The following is a 17022-nucleotide window of genomic DNA, read 5'->3' as shown; positions in this document are numbered from 1 at the left end:
TTTTTGTCGCTAACTGACCGCTTGTAATTCAATCAGCCACTCGACTTTGCCCTGTGCCATGTCCGATTGTTGCCATAAAAGTCTTGCGCCCATTTCCTGACACAATAACACAAGCTCCTTTTCGTTGACATTTACCTCTGTCACTAAAAGTAACTTTTCACCCGCCTTTAGTGATTTTAACGCACGTTTTGTCATTAAAATCGGAAGCGGACAGCGGTATTGAGAGAGATCAAGACGATATTCCATCAGACTTTACGACGATCCGCCATAATCTTTCCCATAGATTGCAGTGTTTCATCAGCCAAATGTTCTCTTCCCAATTCAAACAATGGCTCTTCAATCGCAATATGTTGATCATAACCGGCGACAAAGCGCTGAATCAAATCCCGATCTACATTTGTTACTTCGCCACTCAACAACGCATTTAATTGTGCCGACAATAAATCCCAGTTTTGATGTAAATCGATATGTTGACGTTCTAACTCATCAATGTCAGCTTTTGCCTGCGGTACCCGCTCAATCAATGCGGGAAAGAAATCTTTTTCTTCATCGTCATGATGTAATGGCGCGGAGAGATTGAAATAATTTAAAATTTGCTGCACATCATTTTTTACCGCTTGATTACAACCGTGTTGTTCAATGTAATCGGGTAATATTTGTAGTTGGCGACAGAAATTCTTTACTTTGCTATGGCAGGCATAAAGCATTTCAATCGGCTCATCCCAACTGACAAACGGCTTAGGATCAAGATTCAACATGATTATCCTCTTTGTTTAACTGTAACGGCGGCGCAGCTTTACCGATTTTTGTATAAAACTCCACCACAAAATCATCAAAACGATCATCTTCAATCGCTTGGCGAATTTGCTCCATCAAACGTTGATAATAACGTAAATTGTGAATGGTATTCAAACGAGCACCTAAAATTTCACCGCATTTATCTAAATGATAAAGGTAAGCTTTTGTGTAATTTTTACACGTATAACAATCACACTCTGCATCTAATGGCGATAGATCATTTCGATATTTTGCATTACGGATTTTTACGATACCGTCACTCACAAATAAGTGTCCGTTACGTGCATTACGGGTCGGCATAACGCAATCAAACATATCAATTCCACGACGCACACCTTCCACTAAATCTTCAGGCTTACCCACCCCCATGAGATAACGAGGTTTATCCGCCGGAATTTGCGGGCAAACATACTCTAAAATACGGTGCATATCTTCTTTTGGCTCTCCCACCGCTAAACCTCCGACAGCATAGCCGTCAAAACCGATATTCACCAAACCTTCTACCGAGATTTTACGTAATTCTTCATAAACACCGCCTTGAATAATCCCAAATAACGCATTTGGATTTTGCAATTCATCAAAGCGATCACGACTACGTTTTGCCCAACGTAACGACATCTCCATTGACTGCTTGGCATAGTCAAAGGTTACCGGATAGGGGGTACATTCATCAAAAATCATCACAATATCCGAACCGAGATCGTATTGGATCTCCATTGATTTTTCAGGTGAAAGGAAAATTTTTTCCCCGCTGATCGGGTTCTGAAAATGTACGCCTTCTTCTTTAATTTTACGCAATTTCCCCAAACTAAATACTTGGAAACCGCCTGAATCGGTAAGAATCGGACCGTGCCACTGCATAAAATCGTGCAAATCACCGTGTTGACGTATAATTTCCTGACCCGGACGCAGCCAAAGATGAAAAGTATTCCCAAGTAAAATTTGCGCCCCGGTTTGGGCAACTTCTTCCGGCGTCATTCCTTTTACCGTACCGTAAGTCCCCACCGGCATAAAAGCAGGTGTTTCAACGTGATATTCACCTTTTGGGCGTGAAAAAGTCAAACGCCCGCGACGAGCATTACCGCTCGTTTTCTTTAATTCGTATTTCATTTCAATCCTCAAATAAACAGTTCGAGATAAATTAATCGGTTATATATTTTCTTTAATCATAAAAGAAAGTGGCTATTCTACGCTAAAACCAAAGGAGATCCTAAGCGCTATTGATCTTTTGAAAAGGTTTATCCGTGAAAAATAAATTGACTCACTACAAGCGGTCTTTTTCAGCAGTTTTTTTGCAAAAATAAACGGGTGAAATATTTAATATAGAAAAATCAACAACGATGAATAAATGGAGGCGTGTACCGGAGTCGAACCGATCTACATGGATTTGCAATCCAGTGCATAACCGCTTTGCTAACACGCCGTATAAGGAAGAAAAAATGGAGCGGGAAACGAGGCTCGAACTCGCGACCCCGACCTTGGCAAGGTCGTGCTCTACCAACTGAGCTATTCCCGCATTGAGTTGTTTTCAAAACGAGGTGCATTTTACGAATTTTCCGGTCAGTGTCAAACCTTAATTTGGTGAATTAACTTTAACTGCTGAAAAAAAGGGCATTGCGCTGTTTTTTTAATAAAGCTATTGCCAAAGCCAATAAAAAAAGATACCTTTAATGAGAACAAATCTTATTTATATTTCACCCTCTTATTAAGGAGTCTCTATGCGTCTCACCTCTCTCGCTTTAGCCGTTTCTCCCCTATTCTTCGCCACTTCTGCCGTGGCTGTCGATCTCACAAAGGAAACACAAACCTATAAAGATTTCGTAGTGGTACAAATCGACCAACTCGTCACGGATACTGAAAAATTCGTTAATTATCTCAAACAAGGTGATGTGCAAAAAGCGAAGTATATCTACCCTCTTGCCCGAATGTATTTTGAGCGTTCGGAACCAATTGCAGAAAGTTTCGGAGATTTAGATCCGCGTATTGATGCCCGACTTGCCGACTTAACAGAAGAAGGTAAAACTGAAGATGACTGGTCCGGTTTCCACAAAATCGAAAAAGTATTGTGGGAGCAAAATACGACCAAAGGTACAGAAGCAACTGCAGATCAGTTACTCAAAGATGTTAAAGAATTACGCGCTAAAATTCCAACGGCAGAAGTTACCCCGGAATTAATGATTACCGGAGCCGTTGATTTATTAAATGAAGTTTCTACAACAAAGGTGACCGGTGAAGAAGAAATTTTCTCTAAAACCGACCTTTACGATTTCAAAGCCAATATTGAAGGTGCAGAAAAAATTTATGAAATCTTTAAACCTCAGCTAGAGAAAAAAGATATTAAACTCTCTCACGAAATTGCAGCCCGTTTTGCTGAAGTAAATACTTTACTCGCAAAACATAATAAAGCCAAAGACGGTTATGATTATGTCGGCTACGACAAACTCTCTGCTGCAGAGATTAAATCTCTCGCAGAAGCTGTCAATAAACTCGGTGAACCGCTCGCTCAAATGGGAATGATTTTAGAAGAATAGGAGAAAATTATGAGCAATATGAATTATCGTGAACGCCGTGATTTTCTAAAACAAGCAATACTGCTCGGTGTCGGCTTAACAGCCGGCGCCCCTTATGCTTTAGAGCCTCGGATCATGCCGAGGATCAACAATCTCTACCCGTTTTATGGCGTTCATCAACAAGGCATTGCCACTCCGGCACATAAACATATCTATTTTATGGTGCTTGATCTGCACACTCATGATATTCCCAAAATCAAAGAGATGTTCCAAATTTGGACAAGTTACAGCGCTCGTCTAACCGCCGGAAAAAACGTAAAAACCTACAACGACAATCCTTTTGTTCCGCCAGCTGATACAGGAGAAGCAGACGGCTTAAATCCGTATAACCTCACTCTCACTTTTGGTATTAGTCCTACTTTTTTCAGTAAGCTCGGCATTGAGAAATTCAAACCGGAAGAATTGAAAAATCTCCCCCACTTTCCGCGCGATCAATTGCGTGAAGAATATTCGGGCGGCGATGTCTGTATTCAAGCCTGTGCTGATGATCCGCAAGTCGCTTTCCACGCCGTTCGTAATTTAGTTCGTATAGCCCGCGCCAACATTACTATGCGTTGGAGCCAAGCGGGATTTAACTCTTTTGAAGGCAATGATACACCGCGAAATCTGTTCGGATTTAAAGACGGTACAGGTAATCCGCAAGGTGAAGATTTAGCCAATGCCGTTTGGTACGAACAAAATAATTGGCTGAAAAACGGCACATTCTTAGCCGTACGCCGTATTCAAATGCACTTAGAAACTTGGGATCGCACTAACCTGAACAGTCAAGAAGAAACCTTTGGTCGTCATCGGGATTCCGGTGCCCCCATCGGTGACAAACAAGAATTCGATACCGTTGATTTAAATAAAAAAAATGAAAAAGGCAAACCCGTCATTCCGGAAATTTCCCACTTACATTTAGCGAAAAAAACCGGACTACAGATGCTAAGACGCTCATTTTCTTATGCCAGTGGCGTCGATCCGAAAACCGGACAATTTGATGCAGGCTTGTTATTTATTTCATTCCAAAAAGATCCGCAACAATTTATCACCATTCAAAACAGCCTAGGGAATAGAGACAAAATGAACGAATATATCACCCATATCGGAAGTGGTTTGTTTGCTTGTTTTGCTGGGGTAAAAGATGAACATGATTACTTGGGTAAAGCGTTATTTGATCAAATTTAACCGCGTGGTTGCACTTTTCACGCTCAGCCTTATGCTGAGCGTTTGTGCTTATGCCAACGTTGAAACCGGGCATTTGTTTGTACATTTATCCGATGCAATGGAGCAAGTCAAGCGAGGGGAAAACACGAAATCACAGCCTTATCTTACATTGCTACAACAAGAGTTTCTCGCGATCCCGACTCATAATTCTCATGCCGGACAAGCGGTCAGTTCCGCTCTGAATTTTGCAATTTCACAACCGACATTAGAAAACTTTGAGCAACTTTCCAAAGCTTTATATACCTTCGAAAAAGAACAAAATCCGATTGATTATTCCAAAAAACGGCAACAATTTGCTAAACGGGTGACGCCGGTTTATCAGCAACTGCATAAAGCGGTTATAGCCAAAAATATTAACGAAATTCAAACGGTCTATAAACGTTTCAACAACACATGGACTGCGAATGAAAAAGTGGTTCGAGAAACCAGCCTCGGACATTACGGGCAAATTGAAACGGCAATGTCATTAATGCGTATTGCAATGCTTTCGGAACCGCCGAACTTTATTGAAATCGAAAAACAATCACGATTACTTGGCATATCCCTTGAAGATTTTAAAGCGGGAAACGTTTTAGATACCCCCAAATCAGCCACTGCCAATGCACCGGAAACGTTACCGGAAGGCATAAAATTATTAAAAAAAAGCTATCAAGCATTTGAACATCATCAATTAGCGCAAGGTCGTGCCGATATTACGCTGTTTATTCAACAATGGCCGGTTTTTGAAGGAGAAGTCCGTACTCGAGATAGTTCACTCTATACGCGTGTTGAAAGCGAGTTACCGGTTATTATAGTTAAAGGTGATGAATCCGCTAATATGCAACATTTTCAAACGCTGATTCTCGATCTTTCTCGATTAAATATTGCCGAAAGCTATGGTGCAATTGATGCAATGTTGATTCTACTGCGAGAAGGCACAGAAGCTTTACTTATCATTATCGCCTTACTCACCGCCTTAAACGCAGCAAATCAAGCCAATGCCCGTTATTGGGTCTATGCCGGAGCCGGCTTAGGGATTATCGCCAGTATTTTAGGTGCCGTGGCTTTACATCAGCTTTTTCCGACCGTATCCGCCGGTACGAACCGAGAAATTTTGGAAGGTATCATCGGTATTGTCGCAGTCATTATGATGCTATTCGTTGGCGCATGGCTGCACAGTAAATCATCTATTCAGGGATGGAAGCGTTTTATCGATAAACAAGTCGCTCAAGCTGTTACAACCGGTAGTTTGATTTCAATGCTTTCACTGAGTTTTTTGTCGGTTTTCCGTGAAGGTGCCGAAACCATTCTATTTTATGCCGGTATGCTTCCTTTAATTGAAACTCAAGATTTATTGATGGGAATTGGGCTTGCTCTCACGCTATTGGTCATGATTGCTTTTGTGATGACATATTCCAGCCGAAAACTGCCGATACATCATCTGTTTAAAGTCATGACTTGGTTAATCTACGGACTTGGTTTTAAGATTCTCGGCGTAAGCATTCATGCATTACAACTGACACAAATGCTACCGCGAACCGGAGCAGACTTTGTACCGAATATGCCGGCTATCGGCTTCTATGCAACGTGGGAAGGTATTGGTGTACAGATGCTCTATTTACTGCTGCTCCCGATATTTGCAAAATTTTTCCGAAATTAGACCGCTTGTAAAATTATTTATCTTTTGATTATTAATTCGGTATGGGATGATTATTTTCATTCCATATTTATCCGTTGTACTTTTTCTCTTTTTTGTGTTTGAAAAGACAATTCTCTTTAGATTGTTTAGCAAATAAAACAAATCAATTTAAATAAAATCGATAAATGATAAAATTTATCAGACATAAACAAATGAAAATTGACATTTTTTACCTTTAAAAACATAAGTATATGTACTTTTCGTTAACGAAATATTTTCCACTCCATTTTATGAGTGGTACAACCTGTTGATTTTCAAAGCCATTACTCAATCTATTCACAAATAGTGATCTACATCAAATTATTAAGATTGTTTTGTAAAACTTTTTTTGGTACATTCCACGCAATCGTTTTCATCTGCCACATCTACAATTTGCTGTTTGGTCAAGGAGAGCAACATGAAGAAGCCATCAAAAACCCCCCTTCACTCTGAACAAGACACCCTTTTCATCGAGCAACTTTCTTCAGGTTACTGCCGAGATCCTTTTGCCTATTTGGGAATTCATTCCGCTGAAAAAGGGGTAATCATTCGGGCATACTTACCGGAAGCTCTCCATGCCAGTGTAATCGATACCAAAGGAAAGGTACTTGCTGAAATGGAACGAATTGATGAGCGGGGTTTCTTCACTGCGAAGCTTCCTAAAGCGACTACCGATTTGGCCTATCGATTTATCGTAAAATACGCCCACACTGAAATTGATATTGAAGACCCTTACCGTTTCCAATCCCATATTTCTGACCTTGATAATTGGTTACTTGCCGAAGGTTCACATGTCCGCCCTTACGAAAAGCTAGGTGCGCATCTTGTCACTCACAATGATGTTGGCGGTATTCATTTTAGCCTTTGGGCACCCAATGCAATCCGTGTTTCCGTGGTGGGAGATTTTAACTTTTGGGATGGTCGCCGCCACCCAATGCGCCACCACCCAAGCAGCGGTATTTGGGATATTTTTATTCCGAACGCACCAAAAGGCACGTTGTATAAATTTGAGATACTGGATAAAAACGGTCAAATTCGTTTGAAATCTGACCCTTATGCTTTCTCGGCACAATTCCGCCCTGATACAGCTTCCGTGGCTTCAGGCTTGCCTCCGATTGTTGAAAGCGATGAAAAACGTAGTCGTGCAAACGATCCGGATCAACCGATTTCGGTTTATGAAGTCCATTTAGGTTCTTGGCGCCGTAATTTAGAAAACAATTACTGGCTGAACTATGAAGAAATCGCAAATGAACTTATCCCTTATGTAAAAGAAATGGGATTTACACACATTGAGTTATTGCCGATTTCCGAATTCCCGTTTGACGGTTCTTGGGGGTATCAACCGACAGGTATCTATGCACCGACCAGCCGTTTCGGTACACCGGAAGGTTTGCGTCACTTAATCAGTAAAGCACATGGCGCAGGTATTAATGTAATTCTAGACTGGGTTGTCGGTCACTTCCCGACGGATGAACATGGTTTAGCTTCCTTTGACGGTACGCATCTCTATGAACATGCCGATCCGAAAGAAGGCTATCATCAAGACTGGAACACCTTAATTTTCAATTACGGTCGCAATGAAGTGCGTAATTATCTGACCGGTAATGCACTGTATTGGATTGAGCGTTTTGGAATTGATGCACTACGTGTAGATGCTGTTGCGTCAATGATCTATCGTGATTATTCCCGTAAAGACGGTGAATGGATTCCGAACCGCTATGGTGGACGTGAAAATTTAGAAGCACTTGATTTCTTACGCGGCACCAATGTAATGCTCCAAAAAGAAGCTAAAGGTAGCGCAACTATTGCTGAAGAATCCACATCCTTCCCAGGCATTACCCATTCTGCCGAATTCAGTGGTCTTGGGTTTGACTATAAATGGAATATGGGGTGGATGAATGACACGCTTCGTTATATGCAAAAAGAACCGATTCACCGTAAATATCATCACGATTTAATGACTTTCGGCATGATTTATCAGTATAGTGAAAAATTTATGCTTCCGCTTTCCCATGATGAAGTAGTACATGGTAAAGGCTCGCTTCTCGGTAAAATGCCGGGAGACTGTTGGCAGCAATTTGCAAACCTACGCGCCTATTATGGGTATATGTGGGGTTATCCGGGTAAAAAATTACTCTTTATGGGGAATGAATTCGCCCAAGGCCGTGAGTGGAATTACCAAGAAAGTTTAGATTGGTTCTTACTTGGTGATGAGAACGGAGGATGGCATAAAGGTGTATTAAATTGGGTACGAGACTTAAACCGTCTTTATACTTCAACGGAAGCACTTTATGAGCTTGATTACTCTCCTGAAGGGTTTGAATGGCTTGTAGTCGATGATTCCGAACAGTCCGTATTTGCATTTGAACGTAAAGCAAAAAACGGAAAAAGCATTATTGTTATTAGTAACTTTACCCCTGTTCCTCGTCACCATTATCAAATTGGTGTCAATAGCATGGGGAAATATAAAGAAGTACTTAACTCCGATTCTGCTTATTATATGGGTAGTAATGTGGGGAATTTCGGTGAAATTCTTTGTGAAGAAATTCCAAAAAACAATAAACCGTATTCAATCAGTTTAACACTACCGCCACTTGCTACATTATTTATTATTAAAGAATAACAACTATAAATTTAAAGGTTTATTATGGAATACCTTGCTGGTAGACCGTTTCCGTTAGGTAGCCGTGTTTCGGTGATTAACGGGAAATCTGGCGTTAATTTTGCGCTTTTTTCTCGCAGAGCCAGATCGGTTGAACTATCAATTTTTACCGACCATGGTGAAACTCGCTTTCCCATGGTTAAAACAGATGAAATTTGGCACATTTTCCTTGTGGGATTAACTGCCGGAGCCGTTTATGGTTTTCGCGTAGACGGCGAAGTCAATGAAGAATTGGGGGATCTTTTTAATCCCCAAAAATTATTAGTTGATCCCTATGCTAATGCCTTAGTCGGTTCGCCTGATTTAAGCAGTGATGAAGCGGATAAGTGGTTTCATTGGAACGACCCGAGAGATAATGCACATTTAGCACCTAAATCGATTGTTGTTGATCGTTCGTCTTTCGATTGGGAAGGTGATTACAAACCATTTACCTCATGGGCGGAAACTGTTATTTATGAAACCCATGTTAAAGGGTTCAGTAAAATAAATCCGAAAGTGCCAAAAGAGATTGCGGGTACGTTTGCCGGTATGGCTCACCCGGAATCGGTTGCCCATCTAAAACGATTAGGTATTACTGCGGTTGAGTTATTGCCAATTACTTATCATATTGATGAGCCGCATTTACAGAAAATCGGTTTGTGCAATTACTGGGGATACAACGTATTAGGGAATTTTGCCGTTGATCCTAAATTGGCTTATAACAAAGACGATCCTTTATCGGAATTTAAACAATTAGTTAAAACACTCCATAAAGAAGGTATCGAAGTCATTATGGACGTTGTTTTCAATCATACGGCTGAAGGTGGAAAAGACGGTCCGACACTTTCTCAACGTGGGATCGACAATGAAGCATATTATTGGCTGACAGATAACAGTGAGTATCTCAACTGGACAGGTTGTGGCAATACACTGAATGTCTCTTCGGATGTAGCTGTATTACGCTGGGTTATCGATTGTCTCTGCTATTGGGTAAAAGAATGTCATGTCGATGGTTTCCGTTTTGACTTAGGTGCCGTTTTGGGCAGGACACCTACATTTTCCGAACATTCGGCGTTTTTCACGGCAATTTACAGTAATTCGACTTTATCGCATGTAAAAATGATTGCTGAGCCTTGGGATATTGGTTGGGGCGGTTATCAATTAGGCTCCTTTCCAAAACCGTTTGCAGAATGGAACGATCGTTATCGTGATGATATACGTCGCTTCTTCTTAAAAGAGAGTGGCAATTTAGCAGCATTTGCCCGCCGCTTTGCGGCCAGTGATGATATTTTTGCCCGAAACCGTCTACCGTCAAACGGTATAAACTTTATTACTGCACATGACGGTTTTACATTGCAGGATTTGGTCAGCTATAACGAAAAACATAACTGGGCAAATGGTGAAAATAATCGTGACGGTCATAGTGATAATATTAGCAATAACTATGGTATAGAAGGCGAAACAAGCAATTCTACAATTTTGGCAAAACGAGATGCTACACGCCGAGCACTATTAGCAACGCTACTTTTGTCCGGCGGTACCCCAATGCTACTTTCCGGGGATGAATTAGGTAATAGCCAACAAGGTAACAATAACTGCTACTGCCAAGATAATGAGATGACATGGTTAGATTGGATAAATGCAGACCAAGATCTTATTGACTATACCGCTAAACTTATTTCGATAAGAAAACAAATCCCACTGCTTTCCCAATATGATAAATGGTGGGCTGGTAATTCCGTTCAGTGGTTACGCACTGACGGTCAACATATTCAATTTAATGATTGGCATGACCATTCGATTAAAGCCATCCAAATATTGTTAGAAAATAAATGGCTGATACTAGTCAATGCCAAGCAGACAGCACAACGGTTCTTATTACCTAAAGGAAATTGGCAAATACTTTTAGGTACGGAAAAAGCGACTCTGATGACTGATACGCTTGCAGTTACCCTCAAAAATATTGAGGTATGCGTACTTCAAAGGAATTAAGTTTAATTATTCAATTTGGAGATAACAATATGTTGAAACAGGAAGCTTCTACTAGTAGACGCAATTTGACCGAGCAAACCTTAGTACTTATCCTTGCAGGCGGGCGGGGATCTCGTTTGTATGAACTTACGGATAAACGTGCAAAACCGGCTGTTTATTTCGGTGGTAGTCGTCGTATTATTGACTTTGCTTTATCAAATTGTATTAACTCTAACCTACTTAAAGTTGGAGTAATTACACAATATGCAGCACATTCACTTCTCCGCCATTTACAACGCGGTTGGTCGTTCTTACCTTATGAACGTAACCAATATATTGATATGCTTCCTGCCCGTCAGCAAATTGATGAACACACTTGGTACCGCGGTACAGCCGATGCGGTATACCAAAATATGGCGATGATGAAATCCCACTATCGTCCTAAATATGTTGTTATCCTTGCCGGCGACCACATCTACAAAATGAACTATAACAGAATGTTAGAAGATCACGTAGATTCCGGCGCAAAATGTACTGTCGGTTGTATTGAAGTACCGCGTGAACAAGCAACCGAATTCGGTGTTATGGCCGTGAACGAAAAATTGAAAGTCAAAGCATTCGTCGAAAAACCGTCTGATCCGCCTGCCATGCCGGACAAACCGGAATCATCCCTTGCATCAATGGGAATCTATGTATTTGATGCCGATTATCTCTATGAGATGTTGGAAAGTGAAGTCAGCAACCCGGACACCTCACATGATTTCGGGAAAGATATTATTCCGAAAGCCGTTGAACAAGGTGTAATTTATGCGCACCCGTTTGAACGCTCTTGTGAAGGTCGTAACACGACAGGTACTATTTACTGGCGTGATGTAGGTACGATTGATAGCTACTGGGCGGCACATATGGATCTTGTCAGTGAACAACCGCAATTGGATTTATATGATGAATCTTGGCCAATCCACGGTCGTCCGCAACAAACGGCACCAGCTCGTTTCTTCTACAAAAAATCGCGTGCAAGAACATTAGACAATTCATTGATTGCCGGTGGCTGTGTAATTACTGATGCCGAAATCAGCAATTCAGTCTTATTCAACCGCGTACACGTTGATGAAGAAAGTGTCATTGAAGAATCCGTGATACTTCCTCAAGTTACCATCGGTAAAAATTGTATTATTAAACGTGCTGTTGTCGACCGTCACTGTACGATTCCTGACGGTTTACAAATCGGTGTTAACCCGAAAGAAGACGCTAAACATTTCCGCATCAGCAAAGGCGGAATTGTGTTGGTTTGCCAAAAAATGCTAGATGCAATGAATAAAGAGAAAACCAAAGCTTAAACACGTTTACTCTTTATATAACTCCCTCTTATAGTGAGGGAGTTATATCGTCCCTCTCACTGATTAACTGGTTAAAACTCAATGAAAATATTACATATTTGCTCTGAAATGTATCCGCTGATTAAAACAGGCGGACTCGCTGATGTTATGGGAGCATTACCTTACGCTCAACAAGCTGCGGGTCATGATGTACGAGTGTTACTGCCTTATTATCCGCAAGTTGCAGAGAAACTTCGCGAAATGTCTGAAATTACCACCATGAATACATTCGCAGGAACCGTAACATTACGATTTACCTACTTTAACGGGCTTGGTGTTTATGTGATTGATGCACCTGCGCTGTTTAATCGACGTCTACCCTATTACGATGATAACTATCAAGATTATTCGGATAACTATAAACGCTTTGCGTTACTCAGTTATCTTGGTGCTCAAATTTCTGAAGGGTTAGATAACTGGTGGGGGCGTGCTGATATTCTTCATGCTCACGACTGGCAGGCTGGCTTAGCTTGTGCCTACCTAAAAAGTTGGCACAGCCCTGTTAAAAGCGTATTTACCATTCATAATATTGCTTATCCTGGACGTTTCCAAGCTCACCATTTGGCAGAACTCGCTCTCCCTTGGGAATTCTTTAATACCAACGGTTTAGAGTTTTATGGTGAAATTTCTTACCTTAAAGCCGGTTTATTTTTTGCCGATATGGTTACGACAGTAAGCCCTAGCTACGCGCAAGAAATCACCGAAGCGATTGCCGGCGGCGGAATGCACGGCTTACTTCAAACTCGTAAAGAACAAGGTCGCCTTCGCGGTATTTTAAATGGTGTTGACGATGCCGTGTGGAATCCGGATACCGATAATAATATCGTCGCCAATTACCGTCCGAACTATATGCACGGTAAAGCCAAAAACAAAGCAGAACTTCAACGTCTGTTTGGTTTGCCGGAAGACAAAGAAGCCATGCTTCTAGTCATGGTAACCCGCCTGACCGAACAGAAAGGAGCAGATTTCTTATTGGCTAAAATTGATGAAATTATGCAACATCCGGTTCAACTTGTTGTTTTAGGCAGCGGAGCTCCTGATTTAGAAAATGCATTACGTGAAGCCCAAGCTCGTTATCCGCAGAAAATCGGTTTAAAAATCGGTTACGATGAAGCACTTTCCCACCAAATTATTGCCGGTGGCGACGTCATTCTCGTGCCTAGCCGTTTTGAGCCTTGTGGGTTAACCCAGCTTTACGGCTTGAAATACGGTACGCTCCCATTAGTACGTAAAACCGGTGGTTTAGCCGATACTGTAAACGATAGCCATAAGGAAAGCATTGAAAGTCGCGAAGCTACAGGCTTCGTGTTCAAGCATCCTGATGCAAATGATTTCTTTGAAGCTACAATGCGTGCCATTAATTTATGGAAAAAACAGAAATTATGGTCTAGCGTTCGTCAAAATGCTTTAGCACAAGATTTTGGTTGGGCAAAAGTGGCTCAACAATACCAAGCTCTCTATCAAGAAATTCTGTAAAACACGACGCATCCCTGCTTGGTTTAAAGCGGGGATATTTTTCGATTTGCAAAATTTTTGCTAAAACTCACCGCTTGTAAATTTACAACTCACCCAAATCCCTGTATAATCCGCCCGCAATTTTTCCAAGTTTATTTTTATCATTTAAGGAACTATTGCAATGCTACGAGTAATCAAAGAGGCGTTAACGTTTGATGACGTACTTCTCATCCCGGCACATTCTACCGTGCTTCCGAATACCGCCGATTTATCCACCCAACTCACCTCAACCATCCGATTAAATATCCCTATGTTATCCGCCGCCATGGATACCGTCACCGAAACCAAACTGGCAATTTCCCTTGCACAAGAAGGTGGTATTGGTTTTATTCATAAAAACATGAGTATCGAACGCCAAGCGGATCGCGTGCGCAAAGTGAAAAAATTCGAAAGCGGTATGGTTTCCGATCCCGTTACCGTCAGACCGGATTTAACCTTAGCGGAATTAAATGAAATCGTGAAGAAAAACGGCTTTGCCAGCTTCCCGGTGGTGGATGAAAATAAAAATTTGGTCGGGATCATTACCGGGCGCGATACCCGTTTTATTACCGATTTAACCAAAACCGTGGCGGAATTAATGACCCCGAAAGCGCGTTTAATCACCGTACAACGCAACCCGTCACGCGAAGAAATTTTCGATTTAATGCACCAACACCGCATTGAAAAAGTGCTTGTCGTGAATGACGAATTCAAATTGAAAGGCATGATTACGCTGAAAGACTACCAAAAAGCGGAAAGCAAACCGCACGCTTGTAAAGACGACCTCGGACGTTTACGCGTCGGTGCGGCGGTCGGTGCCGGTCCGGGTAACGAAGAACGCATTGAAGCCTTAGTCAAAGCAGGCGTGGACGTACTGTTAATCGACTCCTCCCACGGGCATTCCGAAGGCGTATTACAACGCGTTCGTGAAACTCGTGCAAAATATCCTAACTTACCAATCATCGCAGGTAACGTCGCTACCGCTGAGGGCGCAATCGCCCTTGCTGATGCCGGTGCAAGTGCGGTGAAAGTCGGTATCGGTCCGGGCTCTATTTGTACCACCCGCATTGTCACCGGTGTCGGCGTGCCGCAAATCACCGCCATTGCCGATGCAGCAGAGGCGTTAAAAGATCGTGGCATTCCGGTTATCGCCGACGGCGGTATCCGCTATTCGGGCGATATTGCCAAAGCCATCGCCGCCGGCGCCTCTTGCGTCATGGTCGGCTCCATGTTTGCCGGCACGGAAGAAGCCCCAGGTGAAATCGAGCTTTACCAAGGTCGAGCCTTTAAATCCTACCGTGGTATGGGCTCATTAGGCGCGATGTCAAAAGGTTCTTCCGACCGTTATTTCCAATCCGATAACGCCGCCGACAAATTGGTACCGGAAGGTATTGAAGGACGCATTCCGTACAAAGGTTTGCTCAAAGAAATCATCCACCAACAAATGGGCGGTTTACGTTCCTGTATGGGACTGACCGGCTGCGCCACCATTGACGAATTACGCACCAAAGCCCAATTCGTCCGTATCAGCGGCGCCGGCATTAAAGAAAGCCATGTTCACGACGTGACCATCACTAAAGAAGCGCCGAATTATCGGATGGGATAATTAAATAGGAGAGGGATAATTTATCCCTCCTCTTTATTTACAAGTATCATTAAAATTTGCAAAATATTGATAAAATCAGACCGCTTGTATCTCATTTTTTTAAGGAAAATTATGGAATTTTTTATTATTCCTGTTTTAATTGTATTAGTTATTGCCTACCGATATTCACAAACGATATTTTGGATATTAACTGCAGCAACAATAATAATAACCGGTATACTCCTTATTTTTTTCTGGCCGGCAATCTTTCTTTATTCCGTTTTAATACCGAGAGAATATTCCGATAATGTTAATTACAATGTTGAACGGAAAGATCTCGGCAAAGCACTTCTACATTTAAGCGAATTAAATGATGAAAAACTTACATACACCACTTATGACGACAATAACTATGCTCGCCGAATAGATAATCGTGGTGACATTACGCCTTTTTTATGGGATGGACTTCCTGTTACTTCGATTTACTTTTCTCAATTTAATGGCAAGGAAGCAATAAAACTTACCCCATCCACATCCGATATTAAAATAAATGGTATTCCTTGTAACGATTCCGTCGACTTAAATAAAAAAACCAATGTAAAAAAAGTCTCCTATGCACGTGATGATTTCGAACTATTCGGGTGTGAAGCTTACAACCAAAAATTACTATTAGATGGTCAGTTCATTCGGTTTGATTCGCTTTATTTAAATGCACAGAGTAAAAATGTATCTGATATTTACCAAAACACGACATTATCAAGCCAATTTGCTCAAATATTAACACAAGTACAAGGCGTGATTACTCAGCCTAAAATGCAGATCTGGACGATTAATACATATATATTATCGGATAGTTACTTCATTATTGATGAAAATAAAGTAGTTCACGCCATTCTTGGTTATTTAACGGCTGAAAACCCAAATAGCCCCACTCTTCGTTTAGGGCAATGTGAATATCCGAACAACATATTATTTTTAGCCACTGAATTCACACAAGGAAAAGCAACGTTTCAATTTGAAAAGCCTGATTTAGACGGAAGCTGTAAAATCCAGCATTTACCGTTTACATTTACTCCGTTTGATACCGAGACTGGGAAAATTAAAGAACGTTAACGCTCTTGCAGTTATAAGGAAAAGCGATGTTACAAGCCATCATTTTTGATATGGACGGTGTGATTGTCGATACCGAATATGTCGAATTCACTCTACAGAAACAGTTTATTGCCGATATTCAGGAACATAACCGTCCGATTACGCTTGAACAACAATCGGAAGTGGTCGGCAAATCTTTAAGAGAAATCCCTGAAATCGTCAAAAAATTGAGCGGTTCGAGCTTGCCGTTGGCAGAAATTCAAACCCGCTACCAAGCTTTTTTTAATGATTTATTCAGCAACGTGGACTACTTAGCAATTTTCCGCTCAGATATTAAGCAAATTATCGCCTTTGCCAAAGCACACCGCATCAAACTGGCGGTAGCCTCGTCTTCTGCCTTGTCACATATCAACAACATCCTGACCGTGTGTGGCATCAAAGAGGATTTTGACTTGATCGTCACCGGCGACGACTTCGCCCGCAGCAAACCCGATCCGGCGATTTATCGCTACACCTTAGACACCTTAGGCGTTTGTGCCGAACACGCCGTTGCCATAGAAGATTCCTATTATGGTATGATTTCCGCCAAAGGCGCAGGGCTCACCGTTATCGGCTACGAAGAAAAACGC

Annotated in this window: 13 protein-coding genes and 2 tRNA genes; 10 read left to right on the top strand and 5 right to left on the bottom strand. The window is 41.7% G+C overall.

Annotated elements, in window-relative coordinates:
* Nucleotides 1-9: 9 nt before the first annotated feature.
* From ACEYJ7_RS08960 to ACEYJ7_RS08940, 5 genes are all read right to left on the bottom strand, one after another.
* On the bottom strand, nt 10-246 hold the full coding sequence (locus tag ACEYJ7_RS08960) for a sulfurtransferase TusA family protein (RefSeq protein WP_373778743.1): 237 nt from the start codon (nt 244-246) through the stop codon (nt 10-12).
* Entirely contained in the window at nt 246-758 is a 513-nt protein-coding gene (locus ACEYJ7_RS08955; protein ID WP_373778742.1) for a hemerythrin domain-containing protein, read from the bottom strand. The genes ACEYJ7_RS08960 and ACEYJ7_RS08955 overlap by 1 nt, the downstream gene beginning before the upstream one ends.
* Nucleotides 745-1908 (bottom strand): tRNA guanosine(34) transglycosylase Tgt, encoded by a 1164-nt coding sequence (gene tgt, locus ACEYJ7_RS08950; protein ID WP_373778740.1) that lies wholly within the window; start codon nt 1906-1908, stop codon nt 745-747. Before tgt ends, ACEYJ7_RS08955 begins: the two co-directional genes overlap by 14 nt.
* A gap of 239 nt (nt 1909-2147) precedes the next feature.
* Nucleotides 2148-2221 (bottom strand) — tRNA-Cys (locus tag ACEYJ7_RS08945).
* A 17-nt stretch (nt 2222-2238) separates the two neighbouring features.
* Nucleotides 2239-2314 (bottom strand) — tRNA-Gly (locus ACEYJ7_RS08940).
* Between the two features lie 202 nt (nt 2315-2516).
* Here ACEYJ7_RS08940 and efeO point away from each other — a divergent pair.
* From efeO to ACEYJ7_RS08890, 10 genes are all read left to right on the top strand, one after another.
* Nucleotides 2517-3329, top strand: a complete 813-nt coding sequence (efeO, locus tag ACEYJ7_RS08935) for an iron uptake system protein EfeO (protein WP_373778738.1) — start codon at nt 2517-2519, stop codon at nt 3327-3329.
* Between the two features lie 18 nt (nt 3330-3347).
* Nucleotides 3348-4535, top strand: coding sequence for an iron uptake transporter deferrochelatase/peroxidase subunit (gene efeB, locus ACEYJ7_RS08930; protein ID WP_373778778.1), 1188 nt, complete (start codon nt 3348-3350; stop codon nt 4533-4535).
* The gene (locus ACEYJ7_RS08925) at nt 4492-6213 is read left to right on the top strand and encodes an FTR1 family protein (RefSeq protein ID WP_373778737.1); all 1722 of its coding nucleotides are present in this window, start codon (nt 4492-4494) and stop codon (nt 6211-6213) included. The genes efeB and ACEYJ7_RS08925 overlap by 44 nt, the downstream gene beginning before the upstream one ends.
* A gap of 436 nt (nt 6214-6649) precedes the next feature.
* Nucleotides 6650-8854 (top strand): 1,4-alpha-glucan branching protein GlgB, encoded by a 2205-nt coding sequence (gene glgB / locus ACEYJ7_RS08920; protein ID WP_373778736.1) that lies wholly within the window; start codon nt 6650-6652, stop codon nt 8852-8854.
* 24 nt (nt 8855-8878) lie between these two features.
* Nucleotides 8879-10864, top strand: coding sequence for a glycogen debranching protein GlgX (glgX, locus tag ACEYJ7_RS08915; protein ID WP_373778734.1), 1986 nt, complete (start codon nt 8879-8881; stop codon nt 10862-10864).
* Nucleotides 10865-10893: 29 nt separating this feature from the next.
* Complete coding sequence (glgC, locus tag ACEYJ7_RS08910; protein WP_373778777.1) at nt 10894-12183, top strand: glucose-1-phosphate adenylyltransferase; 1290 nt, start codon at nt 10894-10896, stop codon at nt 12181-12183.
* A gap of 81 nt (nt 12184-12264) precedes the next feature.
* On the top strand, nt 12265-13698 hold the full coding sequence (gene glgA, locus ACEYJ7_RS08905) for a glycogen synthase GlgA (protein ID WP_373778733.1): 1434 nt from the start codon (nt 12265-12267) through the stop codon (nt 13696-13698).
* 160 nt (nt 13699-13858) lie between these two features.
* On the top strand, nt 13859-15322 hold the full coding sequence (gene guaB / locus ACEYJ7_RS08900) for an IMP dehydrogenase (protein ID WP_373778731.1): 1464 nt from the start codon (nt 13859-13861) through the stop codon (nt 15320-15322).
* A 111-nt stretch (nt 15323-15433) separates the two neighbouring features.
* Entirely contained in the window at nt 15434-16414 is a 981-nt protein-coding gene (locus tag ACEYJ7_RS08895; RefSeq protein ID WP_373778730.1) for a hypothetical protein, read from the top strand.
* Nucleotides 16415-16440: 26 nt separating this feature from the next.
* Nucleotides 16441-17022: HAD family hydrolase (locus tag ACEYJ7_RS08890; protein ID WP_373778729.1), on the top strand; the 582-nt coding region annotated here is incomplete at its 3' end.

It is taken from the genome of Glaesserella sp., from assembly GCF_041814905.1.
In the GTDB taxonomy this organism is placed as follows: Bacteria; Pseudomonadota; Gammaproteobacteria; order Enterobacterales; family Pasteurellaceae; genus Glaesserella.
The sequence above is the reverse complement of the archived record's forward strand: the minus strand, read 5'-3'. Positions and strand labels throughout refer to the sequence as shown.

Bases quoted from the DNA above. Each gene is read 5' to 3' on its own strand.
- ACEYJ7_RS08960 (WP_373778743.1), bottom strand. From the start codon at position 246: ATGGAATATCGTCTTGATCTCTCTCAATACCGCTGTCCGCTTCCGATT.
- ACEYJ7_RS08955 (WP_373778742.1), bottom strand. From the start codon at position 758: ATGTTGAATCTTGATCCTAAGCCGTTTGTCAGTTGGGATGAGCCGATT.
- tgt (WP_373778740.1), bottom strand. From the start codon at position 1,908: ATGAAATACGAATTAAAGAAAACGAGCGGTAATGCTCGTCGCGGGCGT.
- efeO (WP_373778738.1), top strand. From the start codon at position 2,517: ATGCGTCTCACCTCTCTCGCTTTAGCCGTTTCTCCCCTATTCTTCGCC.
- efeB (WP_373778778.1), top strand. From the start codon at position 3,348: ATGAATTATCGTGAACGCCGTGATTTTCTAAAACAAGCAATACTGCTC.
- ACEYJ7_RS08925 (WP_373778737.1), top strand. From the start codon at position 4,492: ATGAACATGATTACTTGGGTAAAGCGTTATTTGATCAAATTTAACCGC.
- glgB (WP_373778736.1), top strand. From the start codon at position 6,650: ATGAAGAAGCCATCAAAAACCCCCCTTCACTCTGAACAAGACACCCTT.
- glgX (WP_373778734.1), top strand. From the start codon at position 8,879: ATGGAATACCTTGCTGGTAGACCGTTTCCGTTAGGTAGCCGTGTTTCG.
- glgC (WP_373778777.1), top strand. From the start codon at position 10,894: ATGTTGAAACAGGAAGCTTCTACTAGTAGACGCAATTTGACCGAGCAA.
- glgA (WP_373778733.1), top strand. From the start codon at position 12,265: ATGAAAATATTACATATTTGCTCTGAAATGTATCCGCTGATTAAAACA.
- guaB (WP_373778731.1), top strand. From the start codon at position 13,859: ATGCTACGAGTAATCAAAGAGGCGTTAACGTTTGATGACGTACTTCTC.
- ACEYJ7_RS08895 (WP_373778730.1), top strand. From the start codon at position 15,434: ATGGAATTTTTTATTATTCCTGTTTTAATTGTATTAGTTATTGCCTAC.